Consider the following 16,370-nt stretch of genomic DNA (forward strand, 5'->3'; position numbering starts at 1 on the left):
CGGACCGTTCAGAGCTCGCGCAGGAACGGGTCCCGGATCAGGTCCGGGACCCGTTCGGCGGCGACCGCCGGTGCGTAGTACCAGCCCTGGGCGTTGGCGCAGCCGTACTCGCGCAGCCGCGCCGCCTGCTCCCGGGTCTCCACCGCCTCGGCGGTGACCTCCAGGTCCAGCGCCGAGGCCAGCGAGATCAGCGTGCGCAGGATGACGTCGTCGCGCTCGGCGGTCCCGGCGAGGAAGTGCCCGGCCAGCTTGAGCCGGTGCACCGGCAGGTGCCGCAGGTAGGCGAGGTTCGAGTAGCCGGTCCCGAAGTCGTCGATGGCGATCTTCACCCCGAGCCGGTCGAGCTCGCGCAGCGTCGCCAGCGGCCGGCCGGGCGACCCCATCAGGTCGGACTCGGTCAGCTCGACCTGCAGCAGCTCGGGTGGCTAGTCGTGGCGCTCCAGGGTGGCCGCGACGTCGGCGACCAGGTCGGACTCGGTCACCTGCCGGGCGGCGACGTTCACGCTGATGGTCAGCGGCCTGCCCGGGTACGCGTCGGACCAGATCCGGCCCTGCCTGCAGGCCTCGTCGAGAACACGTCGGCCCAGCGGCACGACCAGCCCGGTCTCCTCGGCGAGCGGGATGAACCGGTCCGGGCCCAGCAGCTGCCCGTCGGGCCGCTGCCAGCGCACCAGCGCCTCCACCCCGATCGTCTGCTCGTCGGCGAGGCGGACCAGCGGCTGGTAGACGACCACGAAGTCGTCGCGGCGCAGCGCCTCGGGCATCTGCGAGGACAGCTCGAGGCGGGCGACGTCGTCGCGGTGCCGGTCGCGGTCGTAGAGCGCGTAGCGCCCGCGGCCGGCGCGCTTGGCCGAGTACAGGGTGGTGTCGGCGGCGGCGATCAGCTCGTCGGCGTCCATCTTGCCGTCGTGGCGCACCACCCCGACGCTCGCCGAGATCACGATGTCGCGGCCGTCGACGCGGACCGGCCTGCGCACGGTCCCCAGAGCGCGGGCCGCGACCTCCTCCAGCTCGGCCCGGTCGGCGGTGCACGGCACCAGCACGACGAACTCGTCCCCGCCCATCCGCGCGACGAGGTGACCCGCGGGCTCCAGCGTGTCCCGCAGCCGGTCGGCCAGCACCTGCAGCAGCCGGTCCCCGGCCTGGTGGCCCAGGGTGTCGTTGACGACCTTGAACCCGTCGAGGTCCAGGTAGCAGACCCCGGGGCGGGCGCCGGAGGAGCCCGCGTCGATCGCGGCGCGCAGCCGCTCGAAGAACATCGACCGGTTCGGCAGCCCAGTCAGTGGGTCGTGCGACGCCTGGTGGGCCAGGCTCTCCCGCATCCGGAGCTGGTCGGTCACGTCGGTCACCACCGCGACGAACAGCCGCTCGTCACCGCCGACCGGTCCGAGCAGGGTGACGACGGCGTCGATCCACACGTCGCTGTCGTCGGCCCGCCGGACCGAGCGGACCACCCGGAGCCGGTCCAGCGAGCCGTCGAGCAGCCGCGGCCGCTCCGCCCACACCTCCGGCGCGGACTCCGGGGGCACGAAGTCGGTGACCCGCATCGTCAGCAGCTGCGCGGGGGTGTAGCCGAGCATGACCGCGGCGGTCTCGTTGACCTCGACGAGCCTGCCGTCCGGGTCGAAGATCACGATCCCGACGGCCGCGGAGTCGACGACGGTCCGCAGCCGCAGGTCCGAGCGGCGGCGGGCCTCCTCGGCGACGCGGCGGGCCTCCAGCGCGGCGCGGGTGACCTGCTCGTGCTCGGCGAGGACCAGGCGGCGGGTGGCCTCGGTGAACCCGCGGGCGAACGACGCGAGCACCGCCGCGATCCGACGGACCCGGGCGGCGGTGTCGGCGGCCGGTTCGAGGTGTGCCCCGAGCAGCTCCATCCCGACCTCCAGGCAGCCCGGCTGGTGGATCCGGGCCCGCACCAGGTCCCCGCCGGCGGTGGCCGGGAGGTCCGGGTCGTAGCGCTCGGCCAGTGCGGCGGCCCGCAGCTGCCCGGTCACCCGGTCGACGACCGGGCGCAGCTCCGCGACCGGCAGCACCGAACGGCGGGCCAGCTCCTCGGTCCACGGGGCGGCGAGGTCGGCGGGGTCGGGGAGGGCTGCGCGGACGAGCGCCCGTCCGTGGTCGGCGCGTGCAGCGGCGACGTCGGCCTGCTGCATCCACCGCCCCCGTTCGCTCCGGTGGTAGGGACTTCCCTCATGATCGGGATGATCGGTGAACACCGTAACCGATCCGACCCGCCCGGTGGGGCCGACCGGGTTACGTCGGTGCCGGACAACCGACCGGTCGGGTCAGACCGAGGACCCGTCGGTCACGTCCGTCACCCACACGACCGCCTCGCCCGCCTCGTCGGAGGCGGCGAGGTCCACCTCGGCGACGATCGCCCAGTCCCGGTCGCCGGCCGGGTCGTCGAGCACCTGGCGCACCAGCCAGCGGTCGGCCTCCTCGGTGAGGTCGAACAGTTCGGGCCCGCGTGCGTCGGGCCCGAAGCCGATCCGGTCGTGGATCGCGAAGTAGGGGGCCAGCGCGTCCCGCCAGCGGTCGGCGGTCCAGCCGGCGTCGGCGTCGAGGTCGCCCAGCTCGGCGTAACGGCCCATCGTCGCGAGCTCCACCCGGCGGAACAGCGCGTTGCGCACCATGACCCGGAACGCGCGGGTGTTGCCGGTGACCCCGGTCGGTGTGGCGACGGCGACCTCGGCCCCCGGCGGAAGCACCTCCCCGTCGGCCCCTGCACCGGCGGCGAGCTTCTCCCACTCGTCGAGCAGCGAGGAGTTGGTCTGGCGGACCAGCTCGCCCAGCCACTCCACGAGGTCGGTGAGCTCCTCGGTGCGGGCGTGCTCGGGCACGGTCTGGCGCAGCGCCCGGTAGGCGTCGGCCAGGTAGCGCAGCACCAGGCCCTCGGAACGGGCGAGCTGGTAGTGCGAGACGTACTCGGTGAACGTCATCGCGCGCTCGCTCATGTCCCGGACCACCGACTTCGGTGACAGGACGGCGTCGGCGACCCACGGCGCGCCGCGGCGGTAGGTCTCCAGCGCGGCGTGCAGCATCTCCTCCAGCGGCTTGGGGTGGGTCACCTCCTCCAGCCGGGCCATCCGCTCCTCGTACTCGATGCCGTCGGCCTTCATCGCGGCGATCGCCTCGCCGCGGGCCTTGTTCTGCTGGGCGGCGAGGATCTGGCGGGGGTCGTCGAGGGTCGACTCGATCACCGAGAGCACGTCGAGGGCGTAGGTCGGCGACTCCCGGTCGAGCAGCTCGAACACCGCCAGCGCGAACGGCGACAGCGGCTGGTTGAGCGCGAAGTCCAGCTGCAGCTCGTCGACCACCCGGGCGCGCGGCCGGGCCGCGCCCTCCACGGTGTACTGCTCGACGACGCCGGAGGTGCGCAGCGCCCGGTAGATCGCGATCGCCCGCAGCATGTGCTTGAGCTGCCGCTTGCGGGGCTCGTGGTTGTCGGTGAGCAGGTGCTCCATCGCCGCGTAGGTGTCCCCGCCGCGCGAGACGACGTTGAGCAGCATCGCGTGGGTGACCTCGAAGTGGCTGGTCAGCGGCTCGGGGCGAGCCTGCTGCAGCTTCTCGAACGAGGTCTGCGACCAGCCCACGAACCCCTCGGGGGGCTGCTTGCGCTGAACTTTGCGGCGCTTCTTCGGGTCGTCGCCCGCTTTGGCAAGTGCCTTGGCGTTCTCGATGTCGTGCTCAGGGGCCTGCGCGACGACGGTGCCGACGGTGTCGTACCCGGCGCGCCCTGCCCGGCCGGCGATCTGGTGGAACTCGCGGGCCTTGAGCGGGCGCACCCGGCGCCCGTCGTACTTGGACAGCGCGGTGAACAGCACCGTGCGGATGGGCACGTTGATGCCGACGCCGAGGGTGTCGGTGCCGCAGATGACCTTGAGCAGCCCGGCCTGGGCCAGGGTCTCCACCAGCCGCCGGTAGCGGGGGAGCATCCCGGCGTGGTGCACGCCGATCCCGTGGCGCACCAGCCGGGACAGGGTGCGGCCGAAGCCGGAGGTGAACCGGAACGCCCCGATCGTCTCGGCGATCGCGGCCTTGTCCTCCTTCGAGGTGACGTTCACGCTCATCAGGGCCTGGGCCCGCTCGACGGCGGCCTGCTGGGTGAAGTGCACGACGTAGACCGGCGCCTCACGGGTCGAGAGCAGCTCGGTGATCGTCTCGTGCAGCGGCTCGACGACGTAGCGGAAGTGCAGCGGCACCGGCCGCTCCACCGAGGTGATCTCGGCGGTCTCCCGGCCGGTGCGCCGGGTCAGGTCCTCGGCGAAGAACGACGTCTCGCCCAGCGTGGCGCTCATCAGCAGGAACTGCGCCTGCGGCAGCTCGACGATCGGTACCTGCCAGGCCCAGCCACGTGACGGGTCGGCGTAGAAGTGGAACTCGTCCATGATCACCGTGCCGACGTCGGTCCCGGGGCCCTCGCGGAGCGCGAGGTTGGCCAGGATCTCCGCGGTGCAGCAGATGATGGGCGCCTTCTCGTTCACCGCGGCGTCGCCGGTGAGCATGCCGACCTTGTCCGCGCCGAAGACCTCGCACAGCGCGAAGAACTTCTCGCTGACCAGCGCCTTGATCGGTGCGGTGTAGAAGCTGCGCTCCCCGCGGGCCAGGGCGGCGGCGTGCGCACCGATCGCGACCAGCGACTTCCCCGAGCCCGTCGGCGTCGAGAGGATCACGTTGGCGCCGGTGACCAGCTCCAGCAGCGCCTCCTCCTGCGCCGGGTACAGCGACAGGCCGCGCTCGTCGAACGCCCACTCGGCGAAGGTGTCCACCAGCGCGGCGGGGTCCGGGGGGTTCGCGGGGTCGGAGGAGCGCGGCAGCCGGTCGGTGAGCGTCATGATGGGACCGATCGTCGCAGACACCCCCGACACCGGGCGCCGCAGCGCCGAGGTGGCGGCCGCACTCGCCCGTGCGGGGGATAGCGTGGATGCCGTGGTGGGGGGCGGTGCGACGCACGGCGCCGGGCAGTCGGGCGCCGGCGCGGGACCTGGCGCGCCCATGCCCGACCTCGTCCCGCCGATGCTGCCCGCCGCCGGGGAGCTGACCGACGCGGTCGACCCGGACCGCTGGGCGGTCGAGTTCGCCTGGGAGGGCCACCGCTGCGTGGCCTACGCCCGGCCCGGCCGCGTCCGGCTGCTGTCGTCCACCGCGCGTAGCGTGACCGGGTCCTTCCCCGAGCTGGCCGTGCTCGGCGACCAGGCCCCGCCAGGGGGCCTCGTGCTCGACGGCACCGTCGTCGCCCTCGACGAGGCGGGCCGCCCGTCGCGCGGGCCGCTGCTGCGCCGCACCGCGACGGTGTCCCCGGACGCGGCCCTGCGGACCGAGGTGCCCATCGGCTACGTCGTCACCGACCTGCTGTTCTGCGACGGCCGCCGCACCCTGGAGCTGCCCTACCGGCGGCGCCGCGCGGAGCTGGAGGCACTCGGCCTGGCCGGGCCGAAGATCCTGGTCCCGCCCTCGTTCGGGCTCGACGAGGCCGACCTTGTGGTGCGGACCGCGGAGCGCTACGGCCTCGACGGACTGCACCTCAAGCGGCTCGACCTGCCCTACCAGCCCGGGCGGCGCACCCGGAACTGGCTGCGGGTGCCGCTGCGCCGGCATCGGCAGGTGCTCGTCGCCGGCTGGGTGCCGGCCGGGGGCCCCGGCGGGGGCCGGGAGCGGATCGGCGCGGTGCTGCTGGCGCTGCCCGAACCCGACGGGCTCCGCTACGTGGGCCGCGTCGGGATCGGCGCCGCCGACGTCGACGCCCGGACCGTCGTGGGCGTCCCCGCCACCGGGACCCCGCCGCTCGGGGTGCCCGAGGGCATCGGTGACGCCCGCTGGCTGGCCCCCGGCCTGGTCGCGGCGGTCGAGCACCGGGGTCGGACGGCCGCCGGGCGGCTCGCCCTGCCGTCCTGGCGCGGGCTGGTGCCGCCCGCCGAGCACGACGACGACCTGGGTGCCGCCATCGAGGCGGCCCGGCGGGCGGCGTCGGCGTCCCGGCCGACCGTCGCGCTGCGCCGGCCGGGGGCGTCCCCGGCCCGGACCGGCCAGGGTCCGGGTCCGGGGACGGTGGTGCTGCCACGGGCCGCCGGCGCGGGTACCCGGCCCGCGGCCACCGACGACGACGCGCGCCCCGTCACCCGCACCCCGGGCCCGGCCCCCGGCCGAGCCGGGCCGGATCACGACCCGGCCGCGCGGACCACCCGGGACCCCGCTGCCGCCCCCGCCGCCGAGCCGGCCGCCCGCGACGCGCCCCCCGACGAGGCCCGTCCGCCGCGGCCGGGCGCCCACCGCGCCCCGGCCCCCGACGAGACCGTCCGCATCCGGGTGCGCGACGCGGTCCCGCCCCTACCCGGGGCCCCGGCGGCGCCGACGGCCGCCGCGGACGGCCCCTGGCACGGGCCGCTGTCGCGCCGGCTGGAGCAGCACTTCGTGTACAACACCCTCAACACCATCGCGTCGCTGGTGCGCACCGACCCGCCGCGGGCCCGGGAGCTGCTGCTCGGCTTCGCCGACCTGTCGCGGGCCGCGGACCGGGCCGGGGAGGCGTCGATCCGGCTCGACGAGGAGCTCGCCGCCGTCCGGGCCTACCTGCAGATCGAACGGACCCGGTTCGGGGCCCGCCTGTCCGCCGAGCTCGACGACCCGTCCGGGGCCGGGGTCGACCCGTCGTCCGCGGTGCCGCCGCTGTCGCTGCTCGCCGCGGTCCGCCGCGGGGTGCAGGAGGAGATCGAGCCGCACAGCGCGGGCGGCGCGGTCCACGTGCGGCTGGACCCGGACGCCTCCGACGGCCCGGCGGCCCGGGTGGAGGTCCATCCGGCGGCGCCGACGGACACCTCCGCCGGCGCCCCGTTCGTCCTGTTGGTCCTGCCGCTGGGCGTGCCCGTGGTGTGACACCCGTCGGCGGGGGAGTGGCGTGCACCGCCCGGGGCGACGGAGCTTCATCGATCCGGATAGCGTGCGCGCCATGCTGGGGCTGCCCGAGGGCACACGCGCGTGCCTGTTCGACCTGGACGGCGTACTCACCGACACCGCGAGCGTCCACGCTGCGGCGTGGAAACAGATGTTCGACGAGTACCTCCGTGCCCGTGACGGTGACGGGTACACCCCGTTCGACGTCACCACCGACTACGGTCCGTACGTGGACGGGAAGCCCCGTCTCGAGGGGACCCGCAGCTTCCTCGCCTCGCGCGGGATCGAGCTGCCCGAGGGGACGCCGGACGACCCGCCGGACGCCGAGACCCTGTGGGGCCTGTCGACCCGCAAGAACGACCTCGTGCAGGAGCGCATCCGCACCGACGGCGTCGACGTCTACCCGGGGTCGCGTCGCTACCTGGAGGCGGTGAAGGACGCCGGCCTCACCACCGCGGTGGTGTCCTCCAGCGCCAACGCCGAGCAGATCCTGCGGGTCACCGGGCTGGAGACCTTCATCGACCACCGCGTCGACGGGGTCACCGCCCGCGAGCGCGGCCTGCCCGGCAAGCCCGCCCCCGACACCTTCCTCGCCGCCGCGGCCGACCTCGGGGTCGACCGGTCCGCCGCGGTCGTGTTCGAGGACGCGCTGGCCGGCGTGCAGGCCGGCCACGCGGGGGACTTCGGCGCCGTCGTCGGCGTCGACCGTCTCGACCAGGCGGCCGCGCTGCGTGAGCACGGCGCGGACGTCGTCGTCACCGATCTCGCCGACCTGCTGGAGCGTTCGTGAAGCCCGACCACCTGCCCACCTTCACCGTCGAGCCGTGGGTGGTCCGCGAACCGCGCCTCGACCTGGACGCGATGGGCCAGACCGAGTCGGTCTTCGCACTGTCCAACGGCCACATCGGGCTGCGCGGCAACCTCGACGAGGGTGAGCCGCACGTCCTGCCCGGCACCTACCTGAACTCCTTCTACGAGGTGCGTCCGCTGCCGTACGCCGAGGGTGGCTACGGCTATCCCGAGTCCGGGCAGACGATCATCAACACGACCAACGGCAAGCTGATCCGGCTGCTGGTCGACGACGAGCCGTTCGACCTGCGCTACGGCACCCTGCACCGGCACGAGCGGGTGCTGGACATGCAGGCCGGGACGCTGAACCGCGAGGTCGAGTGGGAGTCCCCGGCCGGGCGCCGGGTCCGGGTCCGCTCCACCCGCATGGTGTCGCTGACCCAGCGTGCGGTCGCCGCGATCTCCTACGAGGTCGAGCTGGTGAGCAACGGCAGCGGGGACGTCGGCGCCGGCAGCGGCGGGGCGGGTGTCGAGGGCGCGCTGCTGGTGCTGCAGTCCGAGCTCGTCGCGAACGAGCAGTTGCCCGGCCGCGACGCCGACGACCCGCGCCTGGACACCGCGCTGGACAACGTGCTGGAGCCCGAGCAGTCCCGCGCCGGCGACGCCGGGGCCACCCTGGTGCACCGCACCCGCAAGTCGGTGCTGCGCTGCGGCGCGGCGATGGAGCACGAGGTCTTCGGCCCGGACGGCGTCCAGGTGTCCACCGACGCCAACGAGGACCTCGCCCGCACCACCGTCATCGCCAGGGTGCAGCCCGGCCAGTCGCTGCGCGTGGTGAAGTACCTCGCCTACGGCTGGTCCTCACGGCGCAGCCTGCCGGCGGTCTACGACCAGGTGCGCGCCGCCATCGCCGCCGCCCGCTACACCGGCTGGGACGGCCTGGTCGCCGAGCAGCGCGACTACCTCGACGACTTCTGGGCCACCGCCGACGTCGAGATCGACGGCGACGCCGAGCTGCAGCAGGCCGTGCGGCTCGCGACCTTCCACATCCTGCAGGCGGGCGCCCGCGCCGAGCGCCGCTGCATCCCGGCCAAGGGGCTGACCGCCGACGGCTACGACGGCCACACCTTCTGGGACACCGAGACGTTCTGCCTGCAGGTGCTGTCCTTCGTCGCCCCGGAGGCCGCGGCGGACGCGCTGCGCTGGCGCAAGTCGATCCTGCCGCTGGCCTTCGAGCGCGCCGAGACCCTCGGTCTCAAGGGCGCGGCGTTCCCGTGGCGCACCATCCGCGGCCACGAGTGCTCCGGCTACTGGCCCGCGGGCACCGCGGCGTTCCACATCAACGCCGACATCGCCGACGCGGTGAAGCGGCACGTGCACGCCACCGGCGACACCAAGTTCGAGCTGGAGGTCGGGCTGGAGCTGCTGGTCGCGACGGCGCGGCTGTGGCGCTCGCTGGGCAGCCACGACTCGGCGGGCAACTTCCGCATCGACGGCGTCACCGGCCCCGACGAGTACTCCTCGATCGCGGACAACAACGTCTACACCAACCTGATGGCCCAGCAGAACCTGCGCTACGCCGCCGAGGTCGCCGCGAAGCACCCGCGGTCGGCGTCGCGGCTCGGGGTGGACTCGGAGGAGATCGCGTCCTGGCGCGACGCCGCGAGCGCCATGTTCATCCCGTTCGACTCCCGGCTCGGCGTGCACCCGCAGTCCGAGGGCTTCACCGAGCACCAGCGGTGGAACTTCGAGGAGACCCCGGCCGACCGGTACCCGCTGCTGCTGAACTACCCCTACTTCGACCTCTACCGCAAGCAGGTCATCAAGCAGGCCGACCTCGTGCTGGCGATGCAGATCTTCCCGGAGGCGTTCACCGAGGAGCAGAAGCGCCGCAACTTCGCCTACTACGAGGCGATCACGGTGCGGGACTCGTCGCTGTCGGCGTGCACCCAGTCGGTGATGGCCGCCCGCACCGGGCACCTGGAGCTGGCCCACCAGTACCTCGCCGAGGCCGCGCTGGTCGACCTGCAGGACCTCGCGGGCAACACCGACCACGGCATGCACATCGCGTCGATGGCCGGCACCTGGTCGGCGGTCATGCTGGGCTTCGGCGGGATGCGCTGCGAGGCCGACGGGCTGTCGTTCGCGCCGGTGCTCCCGACGTCGCTGTCGCGGATCTCGTTCGGCCTGAAGTGGCAGGGGCGCCGGATCCGGGTCTCGATCACCCCCGAGGAGACCGAGTACCGCCTGACCGACGGCGCCCCGATGCGGCTGCGGCACCACGGGGACCCGATCGCGCTCGACGGCGAGGGCCCGGCCACCGCGCCGACCCCCACCCCGGAGTGGGTGGAGCCGGTGGAGCAGCCCTACGGGCGGGCCCCGCGGGTCCGCGGCTGACCGCACCCGGCGCTCCGCCGTCCGGCCGCTCCGCCGGACGGCGGGTCGCCGGCCGGCGCGGCAGCAGGAAAGCGGCCGGACGACCCGGCCCGTCACGTACCGGTCGGTCGTGCACCGCTGGTAGCCTGGTCAGTCGCTCCGTCGGCGACAGGGCTCGCCCTGCCACCGCGCGGACGTGTCGTGTACGTCCCCCCGGTGGAGGATCCCCGCGCCGTGCCCGAACCCACTTCCGCTGCCGGTTCCCCGGCTGCCGCGGCCGACCCCGCCGCGCCGGTCGACCCGGAGCTGGCACACGAACAGTCCTACGTGGCCATGCTCTACGAGCAGCTCGAGGACCGCCGCCGCGACACCGCGCGCCGGCTGGCCGACACGCTCCGCGAGGAGACCGTCGGCACCCCGCAGGCCATCACCCAGCGCGACGCCGCCGCGGAGATGCTCACCGACCGGCTCGCCGGTCTGCGCGCCGCCGAGCACGGGCTGGCCTTCGGCCGGCTCGACGCCGACGACGGCGAGATCCGCTACGTCGGCCGCATCGGCCTGCTCGACGAGGACAACGAGTACGAGCCGCTGCTGATGGACTGGCGGGCGCCCGCCGCCCGGCCGTTCTACACCGCCACCGCCGCGAACCCCGAGGGGATGCGGCGGCGCAGGCACCTGCGGACCCGGCTCCGGCAGGTCGTGGCGATCGACGACGAGCCGCTCAACCTGGCCGAGATGTCCGAGGAGGAGCGGGCCCGCTCCGGGTCGGGGCTCACCAGCGAGGCCGCGCTGCTCGCCGCGGTGTCGCAGGCCCGTACCGGGCGGATGGGCGACATCGTCGCGACCATCCAGGGCGAGCAGGACCGGATCATCCGGTCGAAGCCGTCCGGCGTGCTGGTCGTGCAGGGCGGGCCCGGCACCGGCAAGACGGCGGTCGCGCTGCACCGCGCGGCGTACCTGCTCTACACCCACCGCGACCGGCTCGCCCGGCGCGGCGTGCTCGTCGTCGGGCCGAACCCGACGTTCCTGCGCTACATCGGGCAGGTCCTGCCCTCGCTGGGAGAGACCAGCGTCGTGCTCGGCACCGTCGCGCAGCTGTTCCCCGGCCTGGACGCGCGCCGGACCGAGTCCCCGGCGACGGCAGAGCTGAAGGGCCGCGCCGAGATGGCACCGGTGATCGCCGCCGCCGTCCGCGACCGGGAGCAGCTGCCGCGCAGCCCGGTCGAGCTCGTCGTGGAACAGCAGCGGGTGGTGTTCGACCGCGACACCGTCGCCCAGGCCCGTACCCGGGCCCGGCGTTCCCGCAAGCCGCACAACGAGGCCCGCCGCATCTTCCGCAAGGAGCTGCTCCGGCTGCTCGCACAGCAGGTCGCCCGCCGTGTCGGCGGCGGCGAGTCCGGTCTGTTGGACCGGCGCGACGTCGGCGACATCCGCGACGAGCTCGCCGAGTCCACCGAGGTGGCGGCGCAGCTGGAGGAGCTCTGGCCGACGCTGTCGCCCGAGCAGCTGCTGACCGACCTGTTCGCCGACCGCCGCCGGCTCAACTCGGTGGCCCGCCGGATCCCGGCGCCCGAGCGGGCGCTGCTGGAGCGCCCGGCGCCCGGTGCCGACGTGCCCCCGGACCTGCGCTGGACCCCGGCCGACGTCGCCCTGCTCGACGAGGCGGCCGAGCTGCTCGGCGACGACGGCGCCGCCCAGGCCGCCGCTGAGGCCGCCGCGCTGCGCGAGGAGGTCGAGTACGCCCAGGGCGTGCTCGACGTGCTCGACCTGGAGGAGGACCTCGACCCCGAGCTGCTGCGCGCCACCGACATCATCGACGCCGACCGGCTCGCCGAGCGCATGCAGGTCTCCCGCTACGACTCCACCGCCGAGCGGGCGGCCGCGGACCGTGAGTGGACCTACGGTCACATCATCGTCGACGAGGCGCAGGAGCTCTCGGCGATGGCCTGGCGGATGGTCATGCGCTGCGCGCCCGCCCGGTCGATGACCCTGGTCGGGGACATCGCCCAGACCGGTGACCGCGGCGGTGCGGGCTCCTGGGACGAGGTGCTGTCACCGTTCGTGGCGCGGCGGTGGCGGCTGGAGCAGCTGACGGTGAACTACCGGACGCCCTCGGAGATCGCCGACGTCGCCGACGACGTGCTCGCCGAGATCGACGCCTCGCTGCAGCCGCCCTCGTCGGTGCGCTCGACCGGGGTCCCCCCGTGGGCGGTGGCGCTGCCCGCCGGGGCCGACGGGGACCGGATCCTGGTCGAGCGGGTGCGCGCCGAGCGCGACGCGGTCGGGGACGGGCGCACCGCCGTCCTCACGCCGCAGGGCCGCCTGGACCGGGTCCGCGCCGTCCTCGACGCGGCCGGGCTCACCACCCCGGAGCCCGCCGAGGGGGAGTCCGAGCTGGACGCGCCGGTCGTGGTGCTGCCGGTCGCGGCGTCGAAGGGGCTGGAGTTCGACGCCGTCGTCGTGGTGGAGCCGCAGGAGATGCTCGACGAATCGCCGCGCGGGCTCAACGACCTCTACGTCGCGATCACCCGAGCCACCCAGCGGCTCGGGGTGCTGCACAGCGGGGAGCTGCCGCCGGTGCTCAAGCGGATCGGCCGGCCCTAGCTGTGATGTCCATGGACGTTGTTCCAGGTTGAGCTGATGACGGCCTGTCGCTGAGACAGGCGAGGACCCCCGGTTGTGAAGTGGAGCTGTCTAGGAACCGCTTCACCAACCGGAGGCCCTTGTGACCCACGCTAACGCTGCGCTGACTCCGCGTGCCCGGCTACGGCTGGCCCGTCTGATCGTCGACCAGGACTGGACCTGCTCCACCGCGGCCAGAATGTTCATGGTCGCCCCTCGCACCGCCCGAAAGTGGGCTGACCGCTACCGCGCCGAGGGCCCGCCCGGGATGGTCGACCGCAGCTCCCGACCACGGTCGATGCCGGCCAAGACCCCGCCGAGGCTGGTGAAGCAGATCGTGCGACTGCGGTGGCACCACCGACTCGGACCAGTACAGATCGGCGGCCGACTCGCTCTCGCCGCCTCGACCGTGCACGCGGTCCTGCGCCGCTGCCGGATCAACCGGCTCTCCCACATCGACCGGGTCACCGGCGAGCCCCTACGCCGCTACGAACACCCACACCCCGGCTCGTTGATCCACGTCGACGTCACCAAGTTCGGCAACATCCCCGACGGAGGCGGACACCGCTTCGTCGGACGCCGACAAGGCGCCCTGAACAAGCGGTCCACTCCCGGACTGCCCAGGGGAACCGACTACAAGCCGCGCACCGGCAGAGCGTTCGTCCACACCGTCATCGACGACCACTCCCGCGTCGCCTACGCCGAGATCCACAGCGACGAGAAAGCCGACACCGCCACCGGTGTGCTACGCCGGGCCGTGGACTGGTTGAACGCCCGCGGCGTGACCGTCGAACGGGTCCTGTCCGACAACGGCAGCTGCTACCGCTCACACGCCTGGCGTGACACCTGCAGCGAACTGGGCATCACCCACAAGCGAACCCGGCCCTACCGGCCTCAGACCAACGGCAAGATCGAACGTTTCCACCGCACCCTCGCCGACGGGTGGGCATACGCCCGCTTCCACCCCTGCGAAACGGCTCGGCGAGACGCGCTCCCCGGCTGGCTGCACTTCTACAATCACCACCGGCCCCACAGCGCAACCAACGGCCTACCGCCGATCGGTCGCCTGACCAACCTGCCTGGACATCACACGTAGGGCAGCTCCAGACGGTGCCGGGCGAGGAGCTCGGTGTCGGCCAGCAGGTCCCGGGTCGGCCCGTCGGCGACGACGGTCCCCCCGTCGAGCACGACGCTGCGCGGGCTCAGCTGCAGCGCGTACGGCAGGTCGTGGGTGACCATGAGCATGGTCCGGTCCAACCCCAGCAGCACCTCGGCCAGCTCGCGGCGGGCCACCGGGTCGAGGTTCGACGACGGCTCGTCGAGCACCAGGATCTCCGGGTCGCACGCCAGCACCGTGGCCAGCGCCACCCGGCGGCGCTGCCCGCCGGACAGGTGCAGCGGGGAACGGTCGCCGGCGTCGGCCATCCCCACCGCGGCCAGTGCCTCGTCGACCCGCTCGCGCAGCGCCGGCCCGCGCAGCCCGAAGTTCGCCGGGCCGAACGCCACGTCCTCGGCGACGGTGGGCATGAACAGCTGGTCGTCGGGGTCCTGGAAGACGATCCCGACCCGGCGCCGGATCTCGCGCAGGTTCCGCTTCTCCACCCGGAGCCCGCCGACCTCGACCGAGCCCGCCCAGCGGTCCTCCCGGCCGTCCCCGCTGCCGCCGAGGATCCCGTTGAGGTGCAGCACCAGGGTGGTCTTCCCGGCGCCGTTCGGGCCGAGCAGCGCGACCCGCTCGCCGGGGGCGATCGTCAGGTCGACACCGAACAGCGCCTGGTGGCCGTCGGGGTAGGCGAAGGCCAGGTCGGTCAGCCGCAGCGACGGCGGGCTCATGCGGCCACCCAGCCGGACCCGGCCAGCAGCACCGCGACCCCGGCCACGGTCAGCCCGGCCAGCCACTGCCGCGGGGTGGTCGGGGCGTCGCCCGACGGCGGCATGGTGCCGGTCCAGCCGCGCGACAGCATCGCCAGGTGCACCCGCTCGCCGCGCTCGTAGGACCGCACGAACAGCGAGCCGATCCCGCGGGCGGTCGCCCCGGCCTGCCACAGGAACCGCGGGTCGTGACCGCGGGAGATCCGGGACAACCGCATCCGCCGGGCCTCGCCGGCGATCACGTCGGCGTAGCGCAGCATCAGGGTGGCGATCGTGGTGACGATCGCCGGGGCGCGGAGGCGCTGCAGGCCGACGAGCAGGTCGCGCATCGGCGTCGTCGCGGCGAGGGTCAGCGAGGTCAGCACGCCCAGGGTGCCCTTGACCAGGATGTTCCACGCCCCGAGCAGCCCCGCCTGGGACAGCGTGAGGCGGAGCCAGTCCAGCGTCGGCGCCGGGCCGGTGAACGGCAGCAGCACCGCGAGGACTACGAAGGGCAGCTCGATGAACGAGCGGCGCAGGATCCAGCCCGGCCGGATGCCCGCCAGCGCCCAGACCCCGGCGAGCAGGACGGCGAACCCGCCGAACACCGCGAACGCCTCTCGCGGGGTCGCGACCACGCACACCGTGACCAGCAGCGCCGAGACGATCTTGACCTCGGGTGGGAGCCGGTGGACGGGGGAGTCGCGGTGGAGGTGGAGCGGGTGGGAGTGCCCGGCGCCCATCAGCCGTCCCGTCGGCGCAGCAGCAGGAACACCCCGCCCGCGACGACGACCGTCACCAGCACCCCGGCCACCCCGGCGACGCCGGTGGTGCCCTCGCCGCCCAGGACCGAGTACCCGGCGAGCGGACTCGACGCCATGGCGTGGTCGCTCTCGTGGGTCGCGATGCAGGTCCCCTCCAGCCGCTCCTCGCCCTCCGGGGTCGCGACGGCGGTGCAGCCCTGCCGGGCGACGGTGTCGAGGCCGTCGGGGTCGGGGGAGGCGAGGGAGGAGACCAGCCCGGCCACGACGAGGGACACGATGAGGAACCCGGCGAAGAACAGCAGCGGACGGCGGTGGGCGGTGCCGGTCATCGCACACCCTCCTCGGAGGTCGAGCGACGGGCGAGCGGGGCCGCGGTGCCGCGCAGCAGGTACACCAGGTCCGGCCGGACGGCGGCCACCGCGCCCACGGTGGCCGCGGTGATCACGCCCTCGCCGATGCCGATCAGCAGGTGCAGCCCGCCCATCAGCGCGAAGACGGTGCCGAGGGTGGCGCCGCCCGCGCCGCCGATCGCGTACTCCAGGACGAAGCCCATCGCGGCGACGACCGTGTTCAGCAGGGCGGCGACGAACGCGACGACGACCAGCCCGGTCCGTGACCGCACCGCGAACCGGCGCAGCGCCCGCGCCACCAGCCAGCCGACGACCACCCCGATCACGGCCATGTTCGTGATGTTGAGCCCGAGGGCGGTGATGCCGCCGTCGGCGAACAGCAGCGCCTGCACGACGAGCACGATCGAGATCGCGATGATGCCCACCCAGGGGCCCACCAGGATCGCGACGAGCGCCCCGCCCAGCAGGTGCCCGCTCGCGCCGGGCAGGATCGGGAAGTTGATCATCTGGACGGCGAAGACGAAGGCCGTGACCAGCCCGGCCATCGGCGCGGTGCGGTCGTCGAGGTCCGCGCGGGCGCGCAGGACGGCAACCGTCAGCGCGATGACCGCGACGACGGCGAACAGCAGCGCCGTCGGGCCGTTCACCAACCCGTCGCTCATGTGCATGGCGACCGCATGCGTCTGCATCGCGCCCCCTCACCGGTCGGTCCGGCCGCCACCGGGCC

Annotated in this window: 10 protein-coding genes and 1 pseudogene; 5 read left to right on the top strand and 6 right to left on the bottom strand. The window is 74.1% G+C overall.

Annotated elements, in window-relative coordinates:
- Window positions 1-8: 8 nt before the first annotated feature.
- Window positions 9-2,153 (bottom strand): annotated as a pseudogene (locus tag XF36_RS10115) (putative bifunctional diguanylate cyclase/phosphodiesterase).
- A 132-nt stretch (window positions 2,154-2,285) separates the two neighbouring features.
- Complete coding sequence (locus tag XF36_RS10120; RefSeq protein ID WP_060711805.1) at window positions 2,286-4,835, bottom strand: DEAD/DEAH box helicase; 2,550 nt, start codon at window positions 4,833-4,835, stop codon at window positions 2,286-2,288.
- Window positions 4,836-4,995: 160 nt separating this feature from the next.
- Here XF36_RS10120 and XF36_RS10125 point away from each other — a divergent pair, with 160 nt between their 5' ends.
- The 5 genes from XF36_RS10125 to XF36_RS10145 all read left to right on the top strand — a co-directional run bounded on the left by XF36_RS10125 (window position 4,996) and on the right by XF36_RS10145 (window position 13,774).
- The gene (locus tag XF36_RS10125; protein WP_168169489.1) at window positions 4,996-6,873 is read left to right on the top strand and encodes a histidine kinase; all 1,878 of its coding nucleotides are present in this window, start codon (window positions 4,996-4,998) and stop codon (window positions 6,871-6,873) included.
- Between the two features lie 73 nt (window positions 6,874-6,946).
- On the top strand, window positions 6,947-7,681 hold the full coding sequence (locus XF36_RS10130) for a beta-phosphoglucomutase family hydrolase (protein WP_060711807.1): 735 nt from the start codon (window positions 6,947-6,949) through the stop codon (window positions 7,679-7,681).
- Window positions 7,678-10,077 (top strand): glycoside hydrolase family 65 protein, encoded by a 2,400-nt coding sequence (locus XF36_RS10135; protein WP_060711808.1) that lies wholly within the window; start codon window positions 7,678-7,680, stop codon window positions 10,075-10,077. The genes XF36_RS10130 and XF36_RS10135 overlap by 4 nt, the downstream gene beginning before the upstream one ends.
- 312 nt (window positions 10,078-10,389) lie before the next feature.
- Window positions 10,390-12,660 (top strand): HelD family protein, encoded by a 2,271-nt coding sequence (locus tag XF36_RS10140; protein WP_082375800.1) that lies wholly within the window; start codon window positions 10,390-10,392, stop codon window positions 12,658-12,660.
- A gap of 121 nt (window positions 12,661-12,781) precedes the next feature.
- A complete protein-coding gene (locus XF36_RS10145; RefSeq protein WP_082375307.1) occupies window positions 12,782-13,774 on the top strand; it encodes an IS481 family transposase in 993 nt (330 codons plus the stop codon).
- On the opposite strand, the gene XF36_RS10150 is transcribed toward XF36_RS10145, so the two are convergent.
- From XF36_RS10150 to XF36_RS10165, 4 genes are read right to left on the bottom strand one after another with little or no spacing between them, the layout of a single operon-like run.
- Window positions 13,765-14,511, bottom strand: coding sequence for an energy-coupling factor ABC transporter ATP-binding protein (locus tag XF36_RS10150; RefSeq protein ID WP_060711810.1), 747 nt, complete (start codon window positions 14,509-14,511; stop codon window positions 13,765-13,767). The two genes, XF36_RS10145 and XF36_RS10150, sit on opposite strands and share 10 nt — an antisense overlap.
- Window positions 14,508-15,272 (bottom strand): cobalt ECF transporter T component CbiQ, encoded by a 765-nt coding sequence (cbiQ, locus tag XF36_RS10155; protein ID WP_060711811.1) that lies wholly within the window; start codon window positions 15,270-15,272, stop codon window positions 14,508-14,510. The genes XF36_RS10150 and cbiQ overlap by 4 nt, the downstream gene beginning before the upstream one ends.
- Window positions 15,272-15,622 carry a PDGLE domain-containing protein gene (locus XF36_RS10160; protein WP_060711812.1) on the bottom strand — a complete coding sequence of 117 codons (351 nt, stop codon included), beginning with the start codon at window positions 15,620-15,622 and terminating at the stop codon, window positions 15,272-15,274. Before XF36_RS10160 ends, cbiQ begins: the two co-directional genes overlap by 1 nt.
- Window positions 15,619-16,332 (bottom strand): energy-coupling factor ABC transporter permease, encoded by a 714-nt coding sequence (locus tag XF36_RS10165; protein ID WP_060711813.1) that lies wholly within the window; start codon window positions 16,330-16,332, stop codon window positions 15,619-15,621. Before XF36_RS10165 ends, XF36_RS10160 begins: the two co-directional genes overlap by 4 nt.
- Window positions 16,333-16,370: the final 38 nt, after the last annotated feature.

The organism is Pseudonocardia sp. HH130629-09 (assembly GCF_001294645.1).
Classification (GTDB): domain Bacteria; phylum Actinomycetota; class Actinomycetes; order Mycobacteriales; family Pseudonocardiaceae; genus Pseudonocardia.